The organism is Flintibacter hominis, from assembly GCF_014287965.1.
GTDB classification, from domain to species: Bacteria; Bacillota; Clostridia; order Oscillospirales; family Oscillospiraceae; genus Lawsonibacter; species Lawsonibacter aceti.
The window spans coordinates 153309-174375 of record NZ_JACOPO010000006.1; the positions used below are offsets into that span (position 1 = coordinate 153309).

At 52.6% G+C, this 21067-nt stretch carries 16 protein-coding genes and 2 pseudogenes; 13 read left to right on the forward strand and 5 right to left on the reverse strand.

What is annotated here, in order from left to right; all coding sequences use genetic code 11:
- The first annotated feature begins 11 nt into the window (after positions 1 to 11).
- From H8S11_RS10390 to H8S11_RS10400, 3 genes are all read left to right on the forward strand, one after another.
- Entirely contained in the window at positions 12 to 596 is a 585-nt protein-coding gene (locus tag H8S11_RS10390) for an ANTAR domain-containing response regulator (RefSeq protein ID WP_186853090.1), read from the forward strand.
- Positions 597 to 743: 147 nt separating this feature from the next.
- Positions 744 to 1874: a DUF362 domain-containing protein gene (locus H8S11_RS10395; RefSeq protein ID WP_186853091.1), complete on the forward strand. Its 1131-nt coding sequence runs from the start codon at positions 744 to 746 to the stop codon at positions 1872 to 1874.
- A 156-nt stretch (positions 1875 to 2030) separates the two neighbouring features.
- The gene (locus tag H8S11_RS10400) at positions 2031 to 3701 is read left to right on the forward strand and encodes a nucleoside kinase (protein WP_186853092.1); all 1671 of its coding nucleotides are present in this window, start codon (positions 2031 to 2033) and stop codon (positions 3699 to 3701) included.
- 84 nt (positions 3702 to 3785) lie between these two features.
- Here the strand turns inward: H8S11_RS10400 and H8S11_RS13970 are convergent.
- Both H8S11_RS13970 and guaA read right to left on the reverse strand, forming a co-directional pair.
- Positions 3786 to 3935 (reverse strand): annotated as a pseudogene (locus H8S11_RS13970) (thioredoxin family protein); the annotation flags it as partial.
- A gap of 176 nt (positions 3936 to 4111) precedes the next feature.
- Positions 4112 to 5401, reverse strand: a complete 1290-nt coding sequence (gene guaA, locus H8S11_RS10410) for a glutamine-hydrolyzing GMP synthase (RefSeq protein WP_186853094.1) — start codon at positions 5399 to 5401, stop codon at positions 4112 to 4114.
- A 216-nt stretch (positions 5402 to 5617) separates the two neighbouring features.
- On the opposite strand from guaA, the gene H8S11_RS10415 reads away from it, so the two are divergent.
- Both H8S11_RS10415 and H8S11_RS10420 read left to right on the forward strand, forming a co-directional pair.
- Positions 5618 to 6247 carry an ECF transporter S component gene (locus tag H8S11_RS10415; RefSeq protein WP_186853095.1) on the forward strand — a complete coding sequence of 210 codons (630 nt, stop codon included), beginning with the start codon at positions 5618 to 5620 and terminating at the stop codon, positions 6245 to 6247.
- Positions 6248 to 6260: 13 nt separating this feature from the next.
- Positions 6261 to 7223, forward strand: a complete 963-nt coding sequence (locus H8S11_RS10420) for a P1 family peptidase (RefSeq protein WP_186853096.1) — start codon at positions 6261 to 6263, stop codon at positions 7221 to 7223.
- 272 nt (positions 7224 to 7495) lie between these two features.
- On the opposite strand, the gene H8S11_RS10425 is transcribed toward H8S11_RS10420, so the two are convergent.
- Together H8S11_RS10425 and H8S11_RS10430 are read right to left on the reverse strand one after the other, a co-directional pair.
- Complete coding sequence (locus H8S11_RS10425) at positions 7496 to 7915, reverse strand: tunicamycin resistance protein (protein WP_243201023.1); 420 nt, start codon at positions 7913 to 7915, stop codon at positions 7496 to 7498.
- An 809-nt stretch (positions 7916 to 8724) separates the two neighbouring features.
- Positions 8725 to 10002, reverse strand: coding sequence for a hypothetical protein (locus H8S11_RS10430; protein WP_186853097.1), 1278 nt, complete (start codon positions 10000 to 10002; stop codon positions 8725 to 8727).
- Positions 10003 to 10212: 210 nt separating this feature from the next.
- Here H8S11_RS10430 and H8S11_RS10435 point away from each other — a divergent pair, with 210 nt between their 5' ends.
- The 7 genes and pseudogenes from H8S11_RS10435 to H8S11_RS10465 all read left to right on the forward strand — a co-directional run bounded on the left by H8S11_RS10435 (position 10213) and on the right by H8S11_RS10465 (position 17419).
- The gene (locus H8S11_RS10435; RefSeq protein ID WP_186853098.1) at positions 10213 to 11607 is read left to right on the forward strand and encodes a ParB/RepB/Spo0J family partition protein; all 1395 of its coding nucleotides are present in this window, start codon (positions 10213 to 10215) and stop codon (positions 11605 to 11607) included.
- 134 nt (positions 11608 to 11741) lie between these two features.
- Positions 11742 to 12083: a DUF7768 domain-containing protein gene (locus H8S11_RS10440; RefSeq protein WP_186853099.1), complete on the forward strand. Its 342-nt coding sequence runs from the start codon at positions 11742 to 11744 to the stop codon at positions 12081 to 12083.
- 1 nt (position 12084) lies between these two features.
- Positions 12085 to 13155: a DNA cytosine methyltransferase gene (locus H8S11_RS10445; protein WP_186853100.1), complete on the forward strand. Its 1071-nt coding sequence runs from the start codon at positions 12085 to 12087 to the stop codon at positions 13153 to 13155.
- Complete coding sequence (locus tag H8S11_RS10450; RefSeq protein ID WP_186853101.1) at positions 13152 to 13862, forward strand: antirestriction protein ArdA; 711 nt, start codon at positions 13152 to 13154, stop codon at positions 13860 to 13862. The genes H8S11_RS10445 and H8S11_RS10450 overlap by 4 nt, the downstream gene beginning before the upstream one ends.
- Before the next feature lie 85 nt (positions 13863 to 13947).
- Entirely contained in the window at positions 13948 to 14490 is a 543-nt protein-coding gene (locus H8S11_RS10455; RefSeq protein WP_186853102.1) for a PcfB family protein, read from the forward strand.
- Positions 14477 to 15010 (forward strand): annotated as a pseudogene (locus H8S11_RS10460) (type IV secretory system conjugative DNA transfer family protein); the annotation flags it as partial. The gene H8S11_RS10455 and the pseudogene H8S11_RS10460, both read left to right, overlap by 14 nt.
- Positions 15011 to 15058: 48 nt before the next feature.
- Positions 15059 to 17419: a recombinase family protein gene (locus H8S11_RS10465; RefSeq protein WP_186853103.1), complete on the forward strand. Its 2361-nt coding sequence runs from the start codon at positions 15059 to 15061 to the stop codon at positions 17417 to 17419.
- 51 nt (positions 17420 to 17470) lie between these two features.
- Here H8S11_RS10465 and H8S11_RS10470 read toward each other — a convergent pair whose 3' ends face one another.
- Positions 17471 to 18436, reverse strand: a complete 966-nt coding sequence (locus H8S11_RS10470) for a PD-(D/E)XK nuclease family transposase (RefSeq protein ID WP_243201024.1) — start codon at positions 18434 to 18436, stop codon at positions 17471 to 17473.
- Between the two features lie 414 nt (positions 18437 to 18850).
- Here H8S11_RS10470 and tet point away from each other — a divergent pair, with 414 nt between their 5' ends.
- Positions 18851 to 20788 carry a TetM/TetW/TetO/TetS family tetracycline resistance ribosomal protection protein gene (tet, locus tag H8S11_RS10475; RefSeq protein ID WP_035300359.1) on the forward strand — a complete coding sequence of 646 codons (1938 nt, stop codon included), beginning with the start codon at positions 18851 to 18853 and terminating at the stop codon, positions 20786 to 20788.
- The last annotated feature ends 279 nt before the right edge of the window (positions 20789 to 21067 follow it).

Here is a 21067-nt window from a genome sequence, read left to right on the forward strand (position 1 = left end):
AGTGGGAAGCCATGAGCCTGAAGGAGCAGGTATACAGCGTTCTTTTTGTATCATCGGCGGAGCGGTTCAACATCGGCTTTTCCGCCGTCCTTCAGGAAACTCCCTGTGAGCCGGTGGTCACAGTGTCTAGCGTAAGCGCCGCCGAGCAGACCCTAACCCAGCGGTCCTTTGATTTTATCTTCATCAACTCTCCCCTTCCGGATGACTCCGGCGTTCGGTTCGCCGTTGACAGTTGCCGTCTGGGGGGGACTGTCATCCTTTTACTTGTCCCCAGCGACCTCCATGACGAGGTCTATGACCGAGTGGCAGAGCACGGAGTATTCACCTTGCCCAAGCCCTTTTCCCGGACCATGCTCCTCCGGGCGGTCAGCTGGATGGTCAGCACCCGGGAGCGGCTCCGGAGGCTGGAAAAGCGCGTCCTGCCTCTGGAAGAGAAGATGGAGGAGATCCGCCTGGTCAACCGGGCCAAATGGTTACTCATCAGTGAATTGAAGATGACCGAGCCGGATGCCCACCACTATATCGAGCATCAGGCGATGGACCGCTGTGTGTCCAAAAGATCCGTTGCGGAGGATATTATCCGTCTTTATACATAGCGGTCCCAAAAGGCCGGAGGGCGCTCCTCTTACCCCACCTGTGGCCCGCGTTCAAATCTCCTCTTGACATGGAGTGTACTCCAACCTTTATAATAGGACAAGTGAAAGTAGTCTTTGAGAATCATATTGTTCAGGAGGGAACCGATCATGGCAGAGTCCAAGGTCTATTTTACCGATTTTCGCACGATCGCCTTTGGCGATAGCCTGCCTATCAAACTGAAGAAACTCATCCGCAAGGCCGGCATCGGCCAAATCGACATGGATGGCAAGTTTGTGGCCATTAAGATGCACTTCGGAGAGCTGGGCAACATCAGCTATCTCCGCTCCAATTACGCCAAGGCGGTAGCCGACGTAGTAAAGGAGCTGGGCGGCAAGCCCTTCCTTACCGACTGCAACACTATGTACCCCGGCAGCCGTAAAAACGCTCTGGAGCACCTGGAGTGCGCTTGGGAAAATGGTTTCACGCCCCTCTCTGTGGGCTGCCCTGTTATTATCGGCGATGGACTGAAGGGGACTGACGATGTGGCTGTCCCCGTGGTGGGCGGTGAGTATGTGAAGGAGGCGAAGATTGGCCGTGCTGTGATGGACGCCGACGTTTTCATCAGCCTGACCCACTTCAAGGGACATGAGATGACCGGCTTCGGCGGGGCCATTAAGAACATCGGCATGGGCTGCGGCTCCCGGGCCGGTAAAACCGAGCAGCACAGCAGTGGAAAGCCCAGCATCTCCCCTGATCGGTGCCGGGGCTGCCTGCGCTGCCAGCGGGAGTGCGCCAACGGCGGACTGGTCTTTGACCAGCAGACACGGAAGATGCATGTGGACCACGACCACTGTGTAGGCTGCGGGCGCTGTCTGGGAGCCTGTAACTTTGACGCTATCTCCTTTGACAACGACAACGCCAACGAAGTCCTCAACTGCCGCATGGCGGAGTACACCAAAGCCGTGGTGGACGGCCGTCCCTCCTTCCACATCTCTTTGGTGGTGGATGTTTCTCCCAACTGCGACTGCCATTGTGAGAATGACGCCCCCATCCTGCCCGACCTGGGGATGTTTGCCTCCTTTGATCCCCTGGCGCTGGACCAGGCCTGCGTAGACGCCTGTCTGGCTGCTACCCCCATGCCCAACAGCCAGTTGTCCGACCATCTGGCCGACCCCGGCTTCCACGACCACCACGATCACTTCACCAACTCCTCCCCTGAGTCCGAGTGGCGCACCTGCCTGGAACACGCCGAGAAGATCGGTCTGGGGAGCCGGAAATACGAATTGATTCGCGTCTAATCCCGCGCACATGAATCATCCTCCCGCCTTACCAGCGGGAGGATGGTTTTTTCTGTTCCGCTGACTGGTTGATTTCCCATGCCCCCGGTGATACAATGATATTTGACCGTCGTCTTTCAATCCATCCGGCCGCGTTGACCTGAGGAAGGAGTTTTTATGGAACAGACCAAACTGTGCACCGTAACTGTGGGCGAGACTGCGCGCGCCTACCCCTATGGGACCACTTATCAAACCATTGCCGCTGACTTTCAGGAGCAATATGAAAACGACATTCTGCTGGTCAGCCGAAACGGGAAGCTCTGTGAGCTGAATAAAACATTGGACCGGGACTGCACCCTGGACATAATCACAGCAAAGGACAAGCCCGGCATCCAAACCTACGAGCGAAGCGCGGTCTTTCTGATGCTCAAGGCCTTTTATGATGTGGCAGGCAGCGAAAACGTGGAGCGAATTTCTGTGGAATACTCTATTGGCCCAGGGCTGTTTATTCGGGCCAAGGGCAGCTTTGTCCTCAACCAGTCCCTCTTGGATCAGGTCGGCGAGCGGATGCGGCTGCTTGTAAACCAGGCAATCCCCATTCAAAAACACTCTATCAGCACGGACGACGCTGTGGACCTGTTTCAGAAAAATCGGATGTACGACAAGTCCCGTTTGTTTGAATTCCGGATCAATTCCCATGTCAATATCTATTCTCTAGACGGCTTTTCAGACTATTTTTATGGATACATGGTCCCGGACACCAGCTATCTCAAATGGTTTGATCTTCAACTGTTCCAGGAAGGCTTTGTCCTTCTTCTGCCCAGCCAGAAAAACCCCCATGCGCTGGCGGAATTCCACCCCTCTGTCAAGGTCTTTCAGGCCCTTTATGATGCCACGCTTAGGTCCGAGAAGCTGGGCATTTCCAACGTGGCGGAGATGAATGAGACGATTGCCAGCGGCGGCGCCACCCAGATGATCCTGACCCAGGAGGCCATGATGGAGAAGCAGATTGGCGACATCGCCGAAGAGATCTCCCGACGGAAAGACGTCCGGTTTATCATGATCGCCGGCCCCTCCTCCTCTGGTAAGACCACCTTCTCTCACCGCCTGTCCACACAGCTGCTGGCCTGTGGGATGCGCCCCCACCCCATCGCCACAGACAACTATTTTAAAAACCGCGCAGATACTCCCCGCGACGAGAATGGGCAGTATGATTTTGAAAGTCTGGGGGCCATGGATGTCGAACTGTTTAATCAGGATATGACCAGGCTTCTGCGGGGGGAGAGCGTTGAGATTCCTCAATTCAACTTCAAAAAGGGGGCGCGGGAATATAATGGTGACTACCTCACCCTCGGCCCCCAGGATATTCTCGTCATCGAGGGCATCCACTGCCTGAATGACCAGTTTTCCTATTCGCTCCCCACGGCAAGCAAGTATAAAATCTATATTAGCTGTCTGACTACACTGAATATCGATGACCACAACCGCATCCCTACCACGGACGCCCGCCTCCTCCGCCGGATCGAGCGGGACGCCAGGACTCGGGGGTACAGCGCAAGAGCCACGATCCAGATGTGGCCGTCTGTCAGACGGGGCGAGGAGCGTTATATCTTCCCCTATCAGGACAGCGCGGATGTGATCTTCAATTCTGCCCTGATCTATGAAACGGCTTTGCTGAAGCCATATATCGAGTCTTTGCTCTTTGCCGTGCCCAAAGACTGTGACGAGTACACAGAGGCCAAACGTCTTTTGAAGTTCCTGAACTACTTTTTACCTATTCCTTCCGACGATGTGCCGAAGACCTCCCTGATGCGGGAGTTTATCGGCGGCGGCTGTTACAAGGTCTGAAGACAGGCCCTGCCGCCTGTGTTTTTTGGAATAAATATAGAGCCTGTGACTTTTGTCACAGGCTTTTTCTATTAAAAAAGAAAGTTAGAAAGCATGATATAATTTGATATTTTTTATCGCCTTGCCATCCACCACCAGCGCCGGGGTCGTCATAACCCCATAGGCGGCGATTTGCGTGAAGTCCGTTACATGGTCGATAGTAGTGTCCATTCCCAGCTCCGCCAGGGCAGATTCCAAGAGGTGAGGAGGGACAAACTCTCAGAAATAGAGAAAACAGGGTGCCCCTCTGATTTCAACCGTCAGACGGGCACCCTGTTTTTTCAACCATAAACCATTGGTACCAAATCGTTGCCACAGAAGGCCTTAATCCCTCAAAACCCAGTCATATCGGGCTTTTTGGACCTCTGAAATCATTCCCACTCTATGGTGCCAGTAGGCTTTGGTGTCAGGTCAAACAGCACTCGATTGACTCCCTTTACCTCGCTGGTAATGCGGGCTGTGATATGCTGGAGCAAGTCGAAGGGCACATTCTCCACTGTGGCGGTCATGGCGTCCACGGTATTGACAGCCCGGATAATGACGCACCACTCGTCGGCCCGCTTGTTCTCCCGGACGCCCACGCTCCTCAGGTCGGGAATGGCGGTAAAATACTGCCACACCTTCCCCTCCAAGCCGTTTTTGGCGAACTCCTCCCGAAGAATGGCATCCGACTCCCGGACAGCCTCCAGGCGATCTCGAGTAATCGCGCCCAGGCAGCGCACTCCCAGGCCAGGACCGGGGAAGGGCTGGCGGTACACCATGGAATCGGGTAGGCCCAGAGCCTTACCACAGGCCCGCACCTCATCCTTGAACAGCATCTTTAGCGGCTCTACCAGCGCAAAGTTCAGATCCTCCGGCAGACCACCCACGTTGTGGTGGCTCTTGACCGCCTTGACGGTTTTGGTTCCGCTCTCGATGATATCAGGGTAGATGGTCCCCTGACCCAGGAATTGGATACCCTCCAGCTTTCGGGCCTCCTCCTCAAAGACGCGGATGAACTCCGCTCCAATGATCTTACGCTTCTGTTCCGGATCAGCTACCCCGGCCAGCTTGTCCAGGAAACGGTCCACCGCGTCCACGTAGACCAGATTGGCGCCCAGCTCCTCACGGAAGACCTTGACCACCTGTTCGGGCTCCCCCTTACGCAGCAGGCCGTGGTTCACATGCACACAGGTGAGCTGTTTGCCGATGGCCTTAATGAGCAGAGCGGCCACCACAGAGGAGTCCACTCCTCCGGACAGGGCCAGCAGCACCTTTTTACCGCCCACCTGCTGGCGGATGAGCTCCACCTGGTCGGCAATAAAGTTCTCCATATTCCAGTTGGCTTCTGCCCCACAGATGGTAAAAATAAAGTTGGACAGAGCCTGCTTGCGTTCTTCTGCATTCTCCGGCCAAGGGGCATCTCCCTTGTGGTCTACCAGCAACGCAGGGATATCGCAGTTGTAGATGTCCTGGGACACGTCAATCTCCACACCATCCACCACCCGGTTGGGGCCCCCGTTCAGGATGATACCCTTGACATTGGGCAGGGCTCTCAGCTCGGCCAGCGTGATGTCGTGGGGGTGTATCTCACTGTACACGCCAAGGGCACGGATTTCACGGGCCAGTCTAGGATTTTCCTCACTGCCCAGATCCAGAATGACGATCATATCCTGTTTCATTGGCAAATGCCTCCTTATTTTTCTCTCTCAAATATCCTATCATGCCGCGTCCCTTCCCGCAAGAGTAAATCGTAAAAAGGTCCCTCGCCTCTTGCAAAAGAGTACAAAGTAGGGTATACTGCCCTTGGCATTCCAGCGTTCTTCTTGATATGAAGAACGCCCAAAAAATTGCGCTGCATCCGCAATATGGCGGAGCGGCAGCAGGAGGAACTGAATATGGAAAAGGCAAAAACCAATCTCACGTACCTGATCGAATTGGCCCTGCTCGTCGGGATCCTGCTGATGATGAACATTACAGGACTGGCGATGATCCCTCTACCTGGACAGTACGCGTCGATCATGACTGTACCAGTGGCTGTGGGCGCGATGATGCTTGGGCCTTTAGCTGGGGGAGTTCTGGGCGGTGTGATGGGCTGTATCAGCTTCTATACCGCCATCAAAACTGGGTTCAGCACCCTGTTCCTTGCGGGCTACACCGGCGGTATAGTGGTAGTTCTCAGCTTCATCAATACTATCATTCCTCGCATCCTGATGGGTATCTGCGTGGGCTGGGTATACCGGGCCGCCAGCAGACTGGACCGGGGAAACACGATTTCCTATTACATCGGCGGCATTGCGGCTCCGCTGCTGAACACCCTTTTCTACATGACGGTGCTGGTCCTGATCTTTTTGAACGCCCCCACCCTCCAAGCGCTTCTGGGCGAGGAGCTGATGGCTAAGTTCCAGGATAACATCCTGCTATTTGTGGCCGCCTACGTGGGGGTCCAGGCCCTGATCGAAGCCGCGCTGGGCTGCGTCATCAGTGGCTCTGTCTGTAAGGCTCTGCGCGTCGTGCTGAAACAGTGAAGGGGGAGAGGTCATGCAAGAGATCGGGATTATGGATGTGGGCGGCTTTCAGGTCGGTCACGCCCAAGATTTGGAGGGAGCCACTGGATGCACTGTCATCCTCTGTGACCGGATGAGCCCCGCCGGACTGGATGTCCGGGGCGGCGGCCCGGCCTCCCGCGAGTCCCAAATATTGAATCCTGTGGCTGCCGCCGAGGGGATCAACGCGGTACTGCTGTCCGGTGGCAGCGCCTTTGGTCTGGATGCCGCCGGCGGAGTCCAGCGGTATCTGGAGGAGCGAGGCATCGGCTTTGACACAGGGGTGGCCAAAGTCCCCCTGGTAAGTCAGTCTTGCCTGTTTGACCTGGGTGTTGGCAGCAAGGAGGTGCGGCCCACTGCGGACATGGCCTATCAGGCCTGTGAGAACGCCAGCCGGTCCGCCCCCGCCCTTGGGAATGTGGGTGCCGGCACCGGCTGCTCCATTGGAAAGTACCGTGGAATGGACAGGGCGATGAAATCAGGTTTCGGCACCTTTGCCCTTCAGGCCGGCCCTGTTAAGGTAGGCGCCCTGGTGGCGGTGAATGCGCTGGGTGATGTGTATGCCCCCGACGGAAAAGTGGTCGCTGGGCTGCTTGATAAGAAGAAATCAGGGCTGTCCTGCACCTTGGATGAGCTGTTTTCCGATGCTTCTCCAACCGGGAATCTGTTTACTGGCAATACTACGTTAGGCATTATCGTCACCAACGCACAATTTTCCAAAACCCCTCTGACCAAGATTGCCGGTATGGCCCACAACGGCTATGCCAGGGCCATTCGCCCGGTTCACACCACCGCTGACGGAGACAGCATCTATGCTCTCTCCGTGGGCTCTGTTCCGGGTGACGTCAATCTGGTGGGCGCTCTGGCCGCTCAGGCCATGGAGATGGCGATCCTTCGAGCTGTCCAGACGGCGAAATCCGCCTATGGACTGATTGGTTTGCCTGACCTTTCCCACTGACCATGGGGCCTCCCTTCTGTATTTCCACCAGGGAAATGGCTCTTTTAGGAGAGGATTCCCGCTGTTCCCAGAGATATAAGTTTTTTGAGAGTAAGTAAGCACGGCTGAAGTCTGTCGAGTGGAAAGCGCAGCAGCAGACCGAACAGTAGAAACAGGTATAACATACGGCGGGAACATCTTAAACGATGCTCCCGCCTTTGCTTGCAAGAGCACATTATACCAATAAGGCGCTGATAAATCTGCACAACAAACTGTAATTGACCGGTTCAACCTCAATTACGAATATGTTTGCACTGGACTATGAACCTGTCAAAGCGTTTGCGAAGGTTGTTTCGGCTATCCTCAGATAAAGTTACAGTGCTTACCGCGGCAATCTGTTCAATAACCTGATCAATATTCAAATCATCAGTGTAGATTTTATATTCGGTTATATCCTCAGAAAATGATTTGATACATCTGTCAATCTGTTGAGCTGCCCAAGATTGTTTTCCTTCAAGTCTGGATGCAAGCCGCTGCAAAAGAGTTTCCTTTTTGGCATATAAAATAATATGTTTTACTTCATATTTTTTTGATAGGGTGCCAATGATCTCGTCATAGTATTGCTTATCTGTTATCGTCATAGGGACGATTACATGGCCAGAACAGTGTTCAGAAATGTAATCCAGCATATCATAGTTAAACTTACGCCACATAGGGTAGTCTTGGAAATCATCTTTGTTGATTGATGGAGGAATATTTTTACGAATAAAAAATCCTACATTTTACGGATCGTAAACATATGAATTTGGAATCCTGCGCTGCAATCCATATGCTGCTTGTGTTTTTCCTGAACCAAAAGCGCCATTTATCCAAATAATCATTTTGCCTCCTGTATAGAATCATATATCTTTTAACTTGTCGAATTCGTCTTCACCGCCTAATGCGTACCAGACAATTTCTGCACCCTATTATAATTGAACAATGAAAAAATACAAGGGCGGGAACTTAGCCCCCGCCCTTGTCCATCATAGAATGTTCTCAATAGAAATGATAAATCCGAACACACTACCCACTTGGATCATGTAGTTCGGATTATCATTATTTGGAAGGGACGGTTAAAACCGATATTTCTGTCAGAAACGAAAAACGCCGCCCCCAGGGCGGCCCCAAATCACAACCCAGCGTAAGCGGTTGTGATTTGGAAAGGAGGAGCAGCGGCGTGAGCGCGCTCTGACTTTTGAAAAAAATCGGAGCAAGCGATACAAAGCTTGCTCCGACGTGGTCGGAGTGTCATTAAAGAATCTGTGAAAACTCAGTAATATCAATGGTTTGCAAGCATCGAGCAAGGTTCTTATCCTAAATTTTGAACGATTACACTACCTAACTACCTTTCGTGTGATGGCGGATTACATTATTCAAACAATACTAAAAAATTATGCCATATCTACTCTTATTTGTTAATGCAGAAAGGAAAGAGAAAGCCTTTGAGGAGACAACCATTTGACTGCCTTTTTCAATGCATTTACTCATTTTCCTCATTCTCAGATGGTTCGTCAACATTATCCTCACTATCTTTGCTATCTTCCTGGTGTGCAGATTCGAGTTGGTCATCTTGTGGATCAGATGCTACTAAAGATGCTAAGAATGTTGTCATTGTTCCAGAAAGCGCAGAAAAATTAACAGTTTGCATTACATTGTTAATCCCATCACTGATCTGTTTCAATGCATTTATTGCAGGAGATAAAGAGGCGGAAATAGCTTGTGTTAGCTCTGCCATTCTCATTAACGGTTCTGCCAGCGCTTCACTCATGTATTCATAGTTCTTACTAGCGAAATCTTTTTCTTCGGTAATTTGAATAGCCTTAATAATAGCTTTGTTCAGCCCTCTCATTATTTTCTCACAGTGGGTATATTCTGATTTCGAGAAAAATTTGAAATGCGCAATTTTGTTTCTATATTTTCTGATGTTTTCTATTATTTCTTCGATTTCGTCTATATCAACTTTGCTGCTAAAAAATCTCTCCCAATCGCTTTTAATTGAGAACTCCGAAAATGCCTTGCGTAGTTGATCATCGGACAGTTTTGATAAATCTTGGTGCTCATCAAGAAACTTCTTCTTAGTTTCCTCATCAAAAGGAGTCCAACTAGGCGTAAATAACAATGTTTGAATATCATTAAACTCGAGAGAATAGAAGAACTGTTTTAAACGTTCTTCTTCTTTCTTTTCTTTGTTTCCACTGGCTTGGATTACTCTTTTTATCTTTGCCTGAAATTCCTCACCCGTAGTAGCCTGATAATAGTTTCTTCCAAAATTAACAATATAGATGTTAAATAGAAGTTTTCTTAGATTTCTCTCAAGTGAGTTGAGTTTTGGAATGATTTTATTGCAATAATATTCTGAAATTGCGTCATAAGAAATAATAGTGATATACCTTTCGTTTAATTCTGGTAAAGAAAGGAGTTTATCTTGAATTTGTTCCAAGCAGCCAATAATTTTAACTTTGCTCTTTCCTTCCACAAAAACATTCAAATAGGTAGTGTCAATAACTTCACTAATATCGAAACTTACATGATAAAAATCATCTCTAACTTGCATCACATAAGTAATTTTGTTTTTGAACAGCTCGTCGGTGATTTTTTCGCTAGATGCGCCGGGAAATAGTTTCATAATGTAATTATGAATTCTGTGTCCAACCTCGATAACAAGAATTTTATTTCCCGCACTATCTACATGGTCTTTTTTACTCGCACATTCTTTTTTTAAAAAGATATAGCTGCTTTGAAGCGTCATCGTTTTCACCACAGTATTTTAAACTTTATTTATTTATTTGCAAACATTTTACTTCAAAATGGTTCAAAATTCAATGTGTGTAATAGCGAATACAAGTAAAAGCGCCCACCGGGACTACGGGCGGCGTTTTCATATATCCCAATAAGAAAGGAGGGGGGCTCCCCCACAGGCCAGCCATCGGGCTGGCTTTTTGTATTTTATAATGAAGGAGGTTTTTAGGTGGTTGACGATAAAAAGAATATTCCCGAGGCTGGGAAGGTAGACGAGCCCTCCAAGCTGGGAAAGGTGGAGCCTGTCAAAGTCGATTCTCCGGCGCAGGATCAGCCCGCCCCGGCCAAGACGAAGGCCCCAAAAACCAAGGATGCTCCTGCTCCGTCTGAGGAGGGTACGCCGCAGCCGGGTAAGGAGGAGAAGCAGACCACGATCCCTGGCATGGGTGATCCTGCCCCCGCTGGAAAGGTGGTGGATTTTACCGCTGCCCGGGAAGGAGCGGCGAAAAGCAAGCCCCCGGAAAAGGTGGCGGCCCCGGATAAGGGCAAGCAGGCGGACAAAGTGAAGGATGCAGCTAAGCCCCGCAGGGGCCGCCCACCCAAGGCGGATAAGGCGGCCCCTGACAAGGCCAAGCCGCAACCTCGGGACAAAATGTCCCAAAGCAAACCGTCTGCCGGGAAAGGTGCTCCCGCCAAGGTGGAGGCCCCGGCTGCAACCGAGCAGCCGCCCGCCCCTCGGGACGCTACCCGTGGCGTGAAAGAGGAGATCGTGTATCTCAATCTTGCCGAGCTGCACCCGTTCAAAAATCATCCTTTTGGCGTCCGGGACGATGCGGAAATGCAGGGACTGGTGGAGTCGGTCAAGGCTGCTGGGGTCAATCAGCCTGCGCTGGTGCGGCCCCGTGAGGGCGGAGGATATGAGATCATCGCCGGACACCGCCGCCAGCGGGCCAGCGAACTGGCCGGGTTTGTCAATATGCCCTGTATCGTCCGCAACATGACCGATGACGAGGCCATCCTCACCATGACGGACGACAACCTGCGGCACCGGGAGAGAATTTTGCCCACGGAAAAGGCCGCTGCGCTGAAACAGCAGGTGGAGGCCATCAAGCACCAAGGAGCCCGGCCAGGTGAGGACGATAAGAGCGCCGGAAAACGCTCTACGCAGGTCGTGGGAGATCGCAACGGAATGAACTACAAGCAGGTACAGCGGTATATCCGCCTGACCGAGCTTGTCCCCGATCTGCAAAAGATGGTGGACGAGAAGCAGCTCGCCTTTACCCCTGCCGTGGAGGTTTCGTTTATCCGCCCCAAGCACCAGAAGTATATCGCTGTCGCCATTGAGGGGCAGGCGTCCTCTCCGTCCCTCTCCCAAGCCCAGAAGATGCGGGAGCTGGATAAGGAGGGCAAGCTGAACGGCAATGTGATCGACGGTATTCTGAGCGAACAGAAAAAGGAGGTTGACAAGGTGATCATCAACAGCGCCGAACTGGAAAAGTATTTTGGAAAGGACAAGACGCCCCGGGAGATGAAGGACACCATTCTGGCCCTGCTGGACGAGTGGAAGGAGAAGCAGCCCCCCGAGCTGGGCAAGCCCGACAAGAAAAAGGATATGGAGAAGTAACTGACCTTGGGACAATTTGTCCCGAGGTCTTTTTCGCCTCCTCGTTCAAGGCTCTGGTGCTTGATCCCCCCGCCCCCTTTCCCATGGATGGGAGAGGGGGGATAGGGGTGAACACAATGAAACGGAGGATTTCTATGAAAAGACCCCTTGCGTATATCACCGCCGCGTGGTGCGGCGATGACTACAAAAACACGGAACAGGCGGCCCGGTACTGCCGGGCGGTGTACGAGGCGGGCTTTTCGCCCATCTGCCCCACGCTGTTTCTGCCCTTGTTCCTCAACGACGCCGTTCCCGAGGAGCACAAGAACGGCATCGACATGAGCCGTGACCTGCTGCGGCGCTCCCATGTGCTGGTGGTGTGCGGCCATACCGTCACCGAGGCCATGAAAAATGACATCGCCGTGGCCCAGCGGCTGGGGATCACCGCCACAACGCTGGATGGCATCCTCACCGTCAAAGGACAGGGGCGGCGCTAAGGTGCCGGAAATCACATTAGGGAGCTTGTTTGATGGGATCGGCGTATTCCCTTTGGCTGCGGCCCGCTGTGGGATCGTGCCGGTATGGGCAAGCGAGATCGAGGCCGCTCCCATCTCTATCACCAAGCGCCATTTCCCCGGTGTGAAGCATTTAGGGGACATCACAAAACTACATGGAGGAGCAATCCCGTCTGTCCATGTATTGACCTTCGGCTCCCCTTGTCAGAACCTTTCACAGATTGGAAACCGCACCGGCCTTGCCGGGGCAAAATCCAATCTGTTTTTTCATGCCATCAGGATCATCCAAGAAATGAGGGATGCGACCAAAGGTGTATATCCAATTATCGCTGTTTGGGAAAACGTCATGGGAGCGTTTTCTTCAAATGACAGGATGGATTTTAGAGCCGTACTATCCGCTTTTGCAGACACCGAAATTTCAATGCCTCCTTCGGGAAGATGGGCAAACGCCGGAATGGTGCGAGGGGGATGCCCCGACATCGCATGGCGGCTCATGGACGCCCAATATTGGGCAAGCCCCCGGCTGGCACGACGGCAGCGCATCTTTCTCGTGGCAGATTTTGGAGGGAGACGTGCTCCCGAAATACTGTTTAAGCCCCGTACAATGCAGCCACTTCCTGCGTCTGGCGGAACGCGCCGGATGTTCGCCTCCGAGGGAGATCGAGGCGCTTTTCTTGAAGCAAGGGGGCGTGTACCTATCGTCCGACCCTTTCAAGGATTCCGTATGCGGGGAGCTGCCAAGCAGGGAGAACAAACGGCATTCCAAAACAGTTTCGGATTTCCAACTGACCCTTTTCCCACTTTATTAGCGGGAGCGGTCTCTCCATTTGCCTTTTGGTATGAGGACGATCCTGAGGGCGGCTGTATCCGCTTCCCCACAGAGTTGGAGAGTGAGCGCATGATGGGGTTGCCGGAGGGATGGACAAAGTACGGCATCGGAGGTGAAGAAATAAGATCGGCCCAGCGGTATAAAGCCTTGGGGAACGCAATCGCTCTGCCCTGCGCCGAGTACATCATGACAGGGATATATGAAGTGCTGGGAGGTGTTGCATGACATTGTTTGAAGCCTATATCACCAACTTGGGGAAGTACAACAAAGGTGAGCTGGTAGGCGAATATCTGAAATTCCCCACGACACCCGAGGAGGTGCAGGCCCTCTTGAAGCGCATCGGCATTGACGGGGTGCGGTATGAGGAGATATTTATCACCGACTTCGACGGGGATGTGCTGGGGCTGTACGACCACTTGGGCGAATATGAGAACATCGACGAGCTCAACCATCTGGCCTGCGTGATCTCCGAGCTGGATCAAAGCGATCTGGAGAAGTTTGAAGCGGTCATTGACAGCGGCGAATACACCGGCAGCGTGAAAGAACTGATCAATCTGGCGCAAAATCTGGATTGTTTTGAGTTCTATTCCGGCATCTCCAACGAGGAGGAGCTGGGGCGGATGTATATCGAGGACTTTGAGGCCCTCCAGATCCCCGAGCATCTGATCGACTACATTGACTATGAGGCATACGGACGGGATGTCCGTATCAACGAGGGTGGACATTTCGCCCCCGGAGGCTATGTGTTCAATAACAATAGTAGTTTTATTGAACACTATTCCGGGCTGGAGGACATTCCCGACGAGCATAAAGTTTTTTCCATGCCCAAGCTCAACATCCGGGAGCAGATGGCCGCTTACAAAGAGGTCATAGACCGTTCCTCGCTGGAGGGAGAACGGCTACACCCGAGAAAGGAGGTACCGGAGCGATAACAACACTTCGGGACAATTTGTCCCAAAGAAAGGGGTGGTTTGACTGGTAGATGAAGATATTTCCCGGCGCACGATTGCCGTTTCCGTGAAGGCGTCCAAGCTGACCGCCCGGGGCCTTGCCTATGTCGTGCGAGGTGTGGGCCGGAAAATTGCCAAGCACCACCGGGCCAAGCAGACGCCCCACGGCAAGCAGAGCGTGAAAAAGCTCATGGCCCACGGCGCATCGGCATCCAGCATTGAGCTGTCCGGCGATACCAAGCTGTTTGACCGGGTGGCCCGGAAATGGAATGTAGACTACGCCTTTTACAAAACCGGGCCGGACAAATATCTGCTGTTCTTCAAGGCTGGGCAGGCCGACGCCATGACCGCCTGTTTTTCTGAATACTCCCGGAAGGTACTGAACAAATCCAAATCCCGGCGCATCCCCATCCGGGATCAGCTCAAACGGGCGTCGGAGCAGCTTGCCCAAGAGCGGCCCCGTCCCAAAGAATATGGGACCCCCGCAAAGTCGCAGGACTTTGAGGGGAGAGGAGGTGCAAGGGAGCGGGCGGATTTCGGCGGCAGGGCCGCCGAAGGAGCAGAGCGGACTTTGCACCGACGACAGGAGGTGGTTCATGCCGACAGATAAAATCCGAAAGTACATTCTCCCCAACATTCCCTATCTGTTCATCGGCTGGGCCTGTCTGAAGCTAGGGACGGCCTACCGTCTGGCGGCAGGGGCCGGGTTTGGGGAAAAGCTGCTGGGGCTGGGCCGGAGCATCGGCCCGGCCTTTGCTGACTTTGCTCCGGGGCTTGATTCCTTTGACTGGCTGGTGGGCCTTGTGGGGGCGGTGGCGTTTCGCCTGCTGATCTACTTCAAAAGCAAGAACGCAAAGAAATACAGGCGGGACGAGGAATACGGCTCCGCCCGATGGGGCACAGCGGCGGATATTGCCCCCTATGTCGATCCGGTTCCCGACTGGAACATCCCGCTGACCCAGACAGAAAAGCTCACCATGTCCAGCCGCCCGAAAAATCCCAAGTACGCCCGGAACAAAAACATTCTGGTCATCGGCGGCAGCGGCAGCGGCAAGACCAGATTCTTCGTCAAGCCCTCCCTCATGCAGATGCACAGTTCCTATGTGGTCACCGATCCCAAAGGGTCACTATAATAAGGATAGAAAGGTCGTGAAAATACAAAACAGGAGGTTACACACATGAGAAAGCAGGAGCAAAAGGGTAAAATCACAGCATTGTACGAAAGGTTATCTCACGACGATGGGCGGTCTGACGAGAGCGTGTCCGTAGAAAATCAAAAGCGCATCCTGGAGGACTACGCCCGAAAAAATGGCTTCACTAATGTCCGCCACTTCACCGATGACGGGGTGCGGGGAACGACCTTCAAGCGGCCCGGCCTGGACGCTATGGTGGACGAGATACGGGCCGGAAATGTGGCTACCGTCATTGTCAAAGACCAGAGCAGAATAGGCCGTGACGTGGTGGAGGTCGGCTTGCTCAAACGCACCTTTGACGAGTACAACGTCCGCTTTATCGCCGCCAATGACAACCTGGACACCGCCAATGGATTTGATATTATGTCCATCTTCCGGGATGTGATAAATGAGTGGTACGTTGCTGACACCAGCCGCAAAATCAAGACCGTTTTCAAGTCCAGAATGGAAAAGGGCCTGCGCTGTTCGGGGGCCGTCCCCTATGGCTATCTCGCTTCAAAAGAAGAAAAGGGCGAGTGGGTGATCGACGAGGAAGCTGCCGCCGTTGTGCGCCGCATCTTTCAGATGGTCATGGACGGTCAGAGCGTCAACGGCATCGCCCGAACGCTGCGGGCCGAGCAAATCCCCATCCCTTCCGAACACTGGAAGCGTATCGGCTGTCCTGTTCGAGCCAACAGCTACCGCGACCCCTACGCATGGTCTGCCACCACCCTGGGTTATGTTCTTAAAAGGCCGGAGTACCTGGGGCGCAAGGTGCTGGGCAAGACTGTCTGTGAGAACTACAAGACTAAAAGCACCCGCAGGACAATGCCAGAGGAACAATTTGTATTTGAGGGAGCCGTCCCCGCCATCATTGACGAAGAAACGTGGCACAATGTTCAGCGTTTGCGGGAAACCAAGCGCCGGACACCCAAGCGGAGTAATGCCCCTAACCGTTTAACCGGACTGCTCTACTGTGCCGACTGCGGCGCAAAGCTGACCCACCACAACAGTCTTGTCCAAGGCAAGTACATTGACGATGCTTTCACCTGTTCCAGATACCGGGCACCTATGGAGGATTGCACCATTCACTATGTTGCCACGCAAAAGCTGGAAGCGGCGATCCTCTCCGCCATCCAGCGGATAAGCTGGTATGTCCGCAACAACGAGCAGGAGTTTGTTCAGCGGGTTCGAGAGGCATCCAGTCTGCGCCAGGAGGAAGCAGTCAAGGATTGCCGGAAACAGATTGTCCAGGCGAAGAAGCGCCACGCCGAACTGGACGGACTGGTGAAGAAGCTGTACGAGGCCAACGCCACGGGCAAGCTGCCGGATAAGCATTTCAGCCGTCTCCTTGCCGAGTATGACGAGGAACAGGCCGCGCTGGAAGCCTCCATGACGGAGTGGCAGGGCTTGCTGGACAACTGGAACGCCGACCGGGTGAGAATGACGGAGTTTATCGACCTTGCCAAGCGGTACACCGATTTTTCGGAACTGACTACGCCCATGCTCAATGAGTTTATCGAGAAAATCGTTGTCCATGAGGGCAACGGACGGGGAAAGCAGCGCCGTCAGCGGTTAGATTTCTATTTCAATTTCATTGGCGCGTTTGAGGTTCCCGCCGACATTGTGACCCCGATGGAGCAGGAGGAAGAACGCCGCCAGCAGGAGGAACAGGCAGAGAAAGAGGAACGCTCCCAGGCGCTTGCCCAGGTTCGGTATGAGAGGTACAAGCAGGAGCGCCGGGAGTTTACCGCGAGGAAGCGGGCGGGCCTGTTGACCCCGGAGGAACAGGCGGAGGAAGAACGGCGGTTAGAGCGCAATCGGGCCTATCAGCAGAAGCAACGCGACAAGAAAAAGGCCAGTCAGCCAGAGAAGCCTCGCAAACGCTCACTGAAGGAACTCGCCAAGCTGGATGGAGCCGATCTCACCCCGGAGGAAGCGGAGCGGCTTGCGGCGCACCGCCAGAAGAAAGCCGAGCAGCACAAAGCGTGGCGTGACAGGCAGAAGTCCGCACAGCCCCCGAAGCCCCAACAGCGGACGTTGAAAGAACTTGCCAGATGTGCCGAGGCAGGTTTGCCTCTCACCCTGGAAGAAGCAGAACGGCTGGAAGCCCATCACAATCGGAAAAAGGCGGCTTTGCAGGATTTGAAAGCCCGCGCCGAAACCGACCCGGTAGCGGCGGCAGAGTTGGCGCAGCAGAGAGCGCAACAGTCAGAAGCGGTAAAGAAGTCCCGTCAGAAAATGTATGCGGACGCTGCCACCGGAGATCCCGAAGCCCAGGCCCGGTATGAACGTATGCTTGCCGCGAGGCGGGAGAACTACCACAGGAAGAAACAGGCAGAAGCCGAAGCTGCTCAAGTCAGTTAACGTAGATACAGAAAACGCCAGGGACAACGATAGTCCGTGGCGTTTTTGTCATTACTGCCGTTCCAGCAAATCCATATATTTCTGACGTTCGCCCTCCGGGACTTTCAGCGCCGCCATAGCCTGTTCAATGGTCAGCCCCATCGTTTCCATGAGGTTTTTGATAGAGGACAAGATACCTTTAGCAACGCCTTTTTCCTCAACGCCCTTGCTCAAATTACACATGACCGACACCTCCCTTTCCATTGTCTGCGTCATTTGAATGTCGTAATCGTCCTGCAAAATTTTCCGCTTTTCCGCCTCGCTGGTTTCGTTGGAGAGAAGCACATCCAGCATCCGCAATACGCCGTCATAATTTGACCCATCCGGCCCGCCAAGGCACAGCATGATGATGGACAGCAAATCATAATTCCTGATGGGTTCTTTGCCCTCGCCGACCAGATATTCTTCCACCAGCCGATACCGGGTAATGGTGTTCTCTCGATACTGCGGCGGTTTCATGCAAATCCAGATGGAATAGACCTTCTTGATTTTTTTATAATGGGAGCCAGTGAACTCCCTGCCATACTGGGAAGAAATCATTCGGCTGCAATAGTATATGCCCCGCTTTATCAGCGGATAGCCGGGGTAAAAATCGTTCTGGGCCTCCACGTTGATGATGAGGGCAATTTGTTCCTCGGAGTCGGGAACGATGGCGCGGAAGCGAATGTCATAGGTGACTGTCCCCTCGCGCACCGATTTGTCCTCGGTGTCCATGCCGCTGATGACTGTGCCACCCTCGTCCGGCAGCACCGGGACGGCGGACACCTCGGGTTGGCCCTCAATGTACTTCTCGGCAATATCATTGACATCGCAATCCTTGTATTCTTCCAGGCAGGACTTCATAATCCGCGCCAGGATTGCCTTTTCAGACAGGACACGCTTACAGGCGGCATCATAACCCGCGCTGTCATCTGTGACGTGCAGTCCCTGGGCGATTGTCGTTTTGAGCTCCACCATCCTCACCTTCTTTCGTTTCATTCTACCACAGCTTTGCCAGCGCGTCCACTTCTTTTTTGAAAAGAGTTGCGTATGGCGTATACACGAGAGAGATATGGAGGTGCAGTGACAGAAAAAATTTATCTTAACAGGGTTGCTTTTGGGAATTTGATATGCTATACTATAAAAATCCAAGCAAAGGAGTTTATCAATATGCGGCAAGGTATTCTTAAATAAAATTTGATAATGGGAACAAAGACAAACGTCCTCAAGGAGAGGGCTTGGTTTTTGTACCCAATTTAAGAATACTTTTGCCTTTTCATTTCATATCGTGATAGACAACGGCCAGCCTTGGCCGCAGTTTTCATGTGTGTCCTACCTATCATCCCCAGCGGTAAAAGTATTTGTCGCTGGGGATTTTTGCGCCCTTCTGGGCCTTGTATGGAGGACAATCATATGAAAATCATCAATATTGGCATTCTTGCTCATGTAGACGCAGGTAAGACGACCTTGACGGAGAGCCTGTTATATACCAGCGGAGCAATCGAGGCGCCCGGCAGTGTGGATCAGGGAACAACGAGAACGGACACCATGTTTTTAGAGCGGCAGCGTGGAATCACCATTCAAACGGCGGTCACTTCCTTTCAGTGGCACGATTGTAAGGTCAACATTGTGGATACTCCTGGGCATATGGATTTCTTAGCGGAGGTCTATCGCTCCCTTGCCATTCTTGACGGAGCGATTTTGGTTGTTTCTGCAAAAGACGGCGTTCAGGCGCAGACCCGTATTCTGTTTCATGCTCTGCAAGTAATGAAAATCCCAACTGTTATCTTTATTAACAAAATCGACCAGGACGGGATTGACCTGCCAGGTGTGTATCAGTCTATCCGAGATAAGCTCTCCGCAAATATGATTATTAAGCAGAACGTGCAGCTTTCCCCGGATATATCCATCATGGAAAACATGGGGCTGGAGAATTGGGATACCGTGATTGCGGACTGTGATGAATTGTTGGAGAAATATATTGCCGGAGAACCAATGGACAAAGAAGAACTTCTGCGGGAGGAAAACAGGAGAATCCAAAGCGTCTCTCTGTTTCCGGTCTATCATGGCAGTGCCAAGGTAAACTTGGGAATCCGACAACTCATTGAAGCGGTCACAGATACATTCCAATCACCCACCGGGCAGAACAGCTCTGAATTGTGCGGAACTGTGTTCAAAGTTGAGTACGCAAACCAGAGCCAACGCCTTGCCTATCTGCGGTTGTATAGCGGTACGCTTCATTTGCGGGATTCCGTAGCCTTGGCAGGGAAAGAAAAACTGAAAATTACGGAAATGCGTATCCCCTCAAAGGGTGAGATTGTCCGAACAGAGATTGCCCATGCGGGCGAGATCGTCATTGTACCCTGCGACAGTTTGCGGCTGAATGATGTGCTGGGAAACAAACTGCTGCTGCCCCGTGAAACGTGGAGCGACAATCCTCTCCCTTTGCTGCGGACAACAATTGCACCAGAGAAACCAGAACAGAGGGAACGCTTGTTAAACGCCTTGACAGAAATTGCGGATACCGACCCGCTTCTGCGCTATGAAGTAGACGCTGTGACCCATGAGATCATTCTCTCCTTTTTGGGCCGGGTACAATTGGAAATTATCTCTGATCTTCTGGTGGAAAAATATCAGCTCAACACAACTGCAAAAGAACCTACCGTCATCTATATGGAGAGGCCATTGAAAGCGGTAAGTCACACCATTCATATCGAAGTGCCGCCCAATCCATTCTGGGCGTCCATCGGGCTGTCCGTCACCCCTCTCCCCCTTGGCACCGGAGTGCAGTATGAGAGCAAAGTTTCCGTTGGGTACTTGAATCAGAGTTTTCAAAACGCTGTATTGGATGGTATCCGCTACGGTCTGGAACAAGGCGTGTATGGATGGAAGGTAACGGACTGTAAAATCTGTTTTGAGTATGGGCTTTATTATAGTCCGGTCAGCACTCCCGCAGACTTTCGGTCATTGGCACCTATTGTATTGGAGCAGGTGTTGAAAAAGGCGGGGACGCAGCTATTGGAACCATATCTTTCTTTTACACTCTATGCGCCGCAGGAATATCTCTCCAGAGCTTATCATGACGCACCAAAATATTGCGCGAGTATTGAAACGACCCAGGTTAAAAACAGCGAGGTGATTTTTACTGGCGAAATCCCTGCCCGCTGTGTGCAAGAGTACCGCAATGACCTCACCTTTTATACAAACGGGAGAAGCGTTTGTTTAACAGAATTGAAGGGGTATCAAATCGCCAGCGGCGAACCAGTTTTTCAGCCACGCCGCCCAAACACCCGGATTGATAAGGTGCGCCATATGTTCAACAAAATTCTCCCATCAATGATGGACTTATAAAATCCCTTTGGAACAAAGGGCGCACTTCTATACATGGTCTGCGACCATGTATCGTGCGCTCTGCGAGGCTACGGCCCGGACTTCCGAAAGTCCGGGCCGTTTGCGTCGCTCCGCTCCGTACAAGGGGCTGCGCCCCTTGCGCCGCTTTGCGGCTATCCCTGCGCCCTCGCTGGAAAGGTACATCCGCTCTGCGTCTGCACCTTTCCAGCGAGGCTAAAACCGAATACCGTTACCCTTGACCGTTTACCCGACACAGCAGGTAGACGGTCTTTTGTTTTG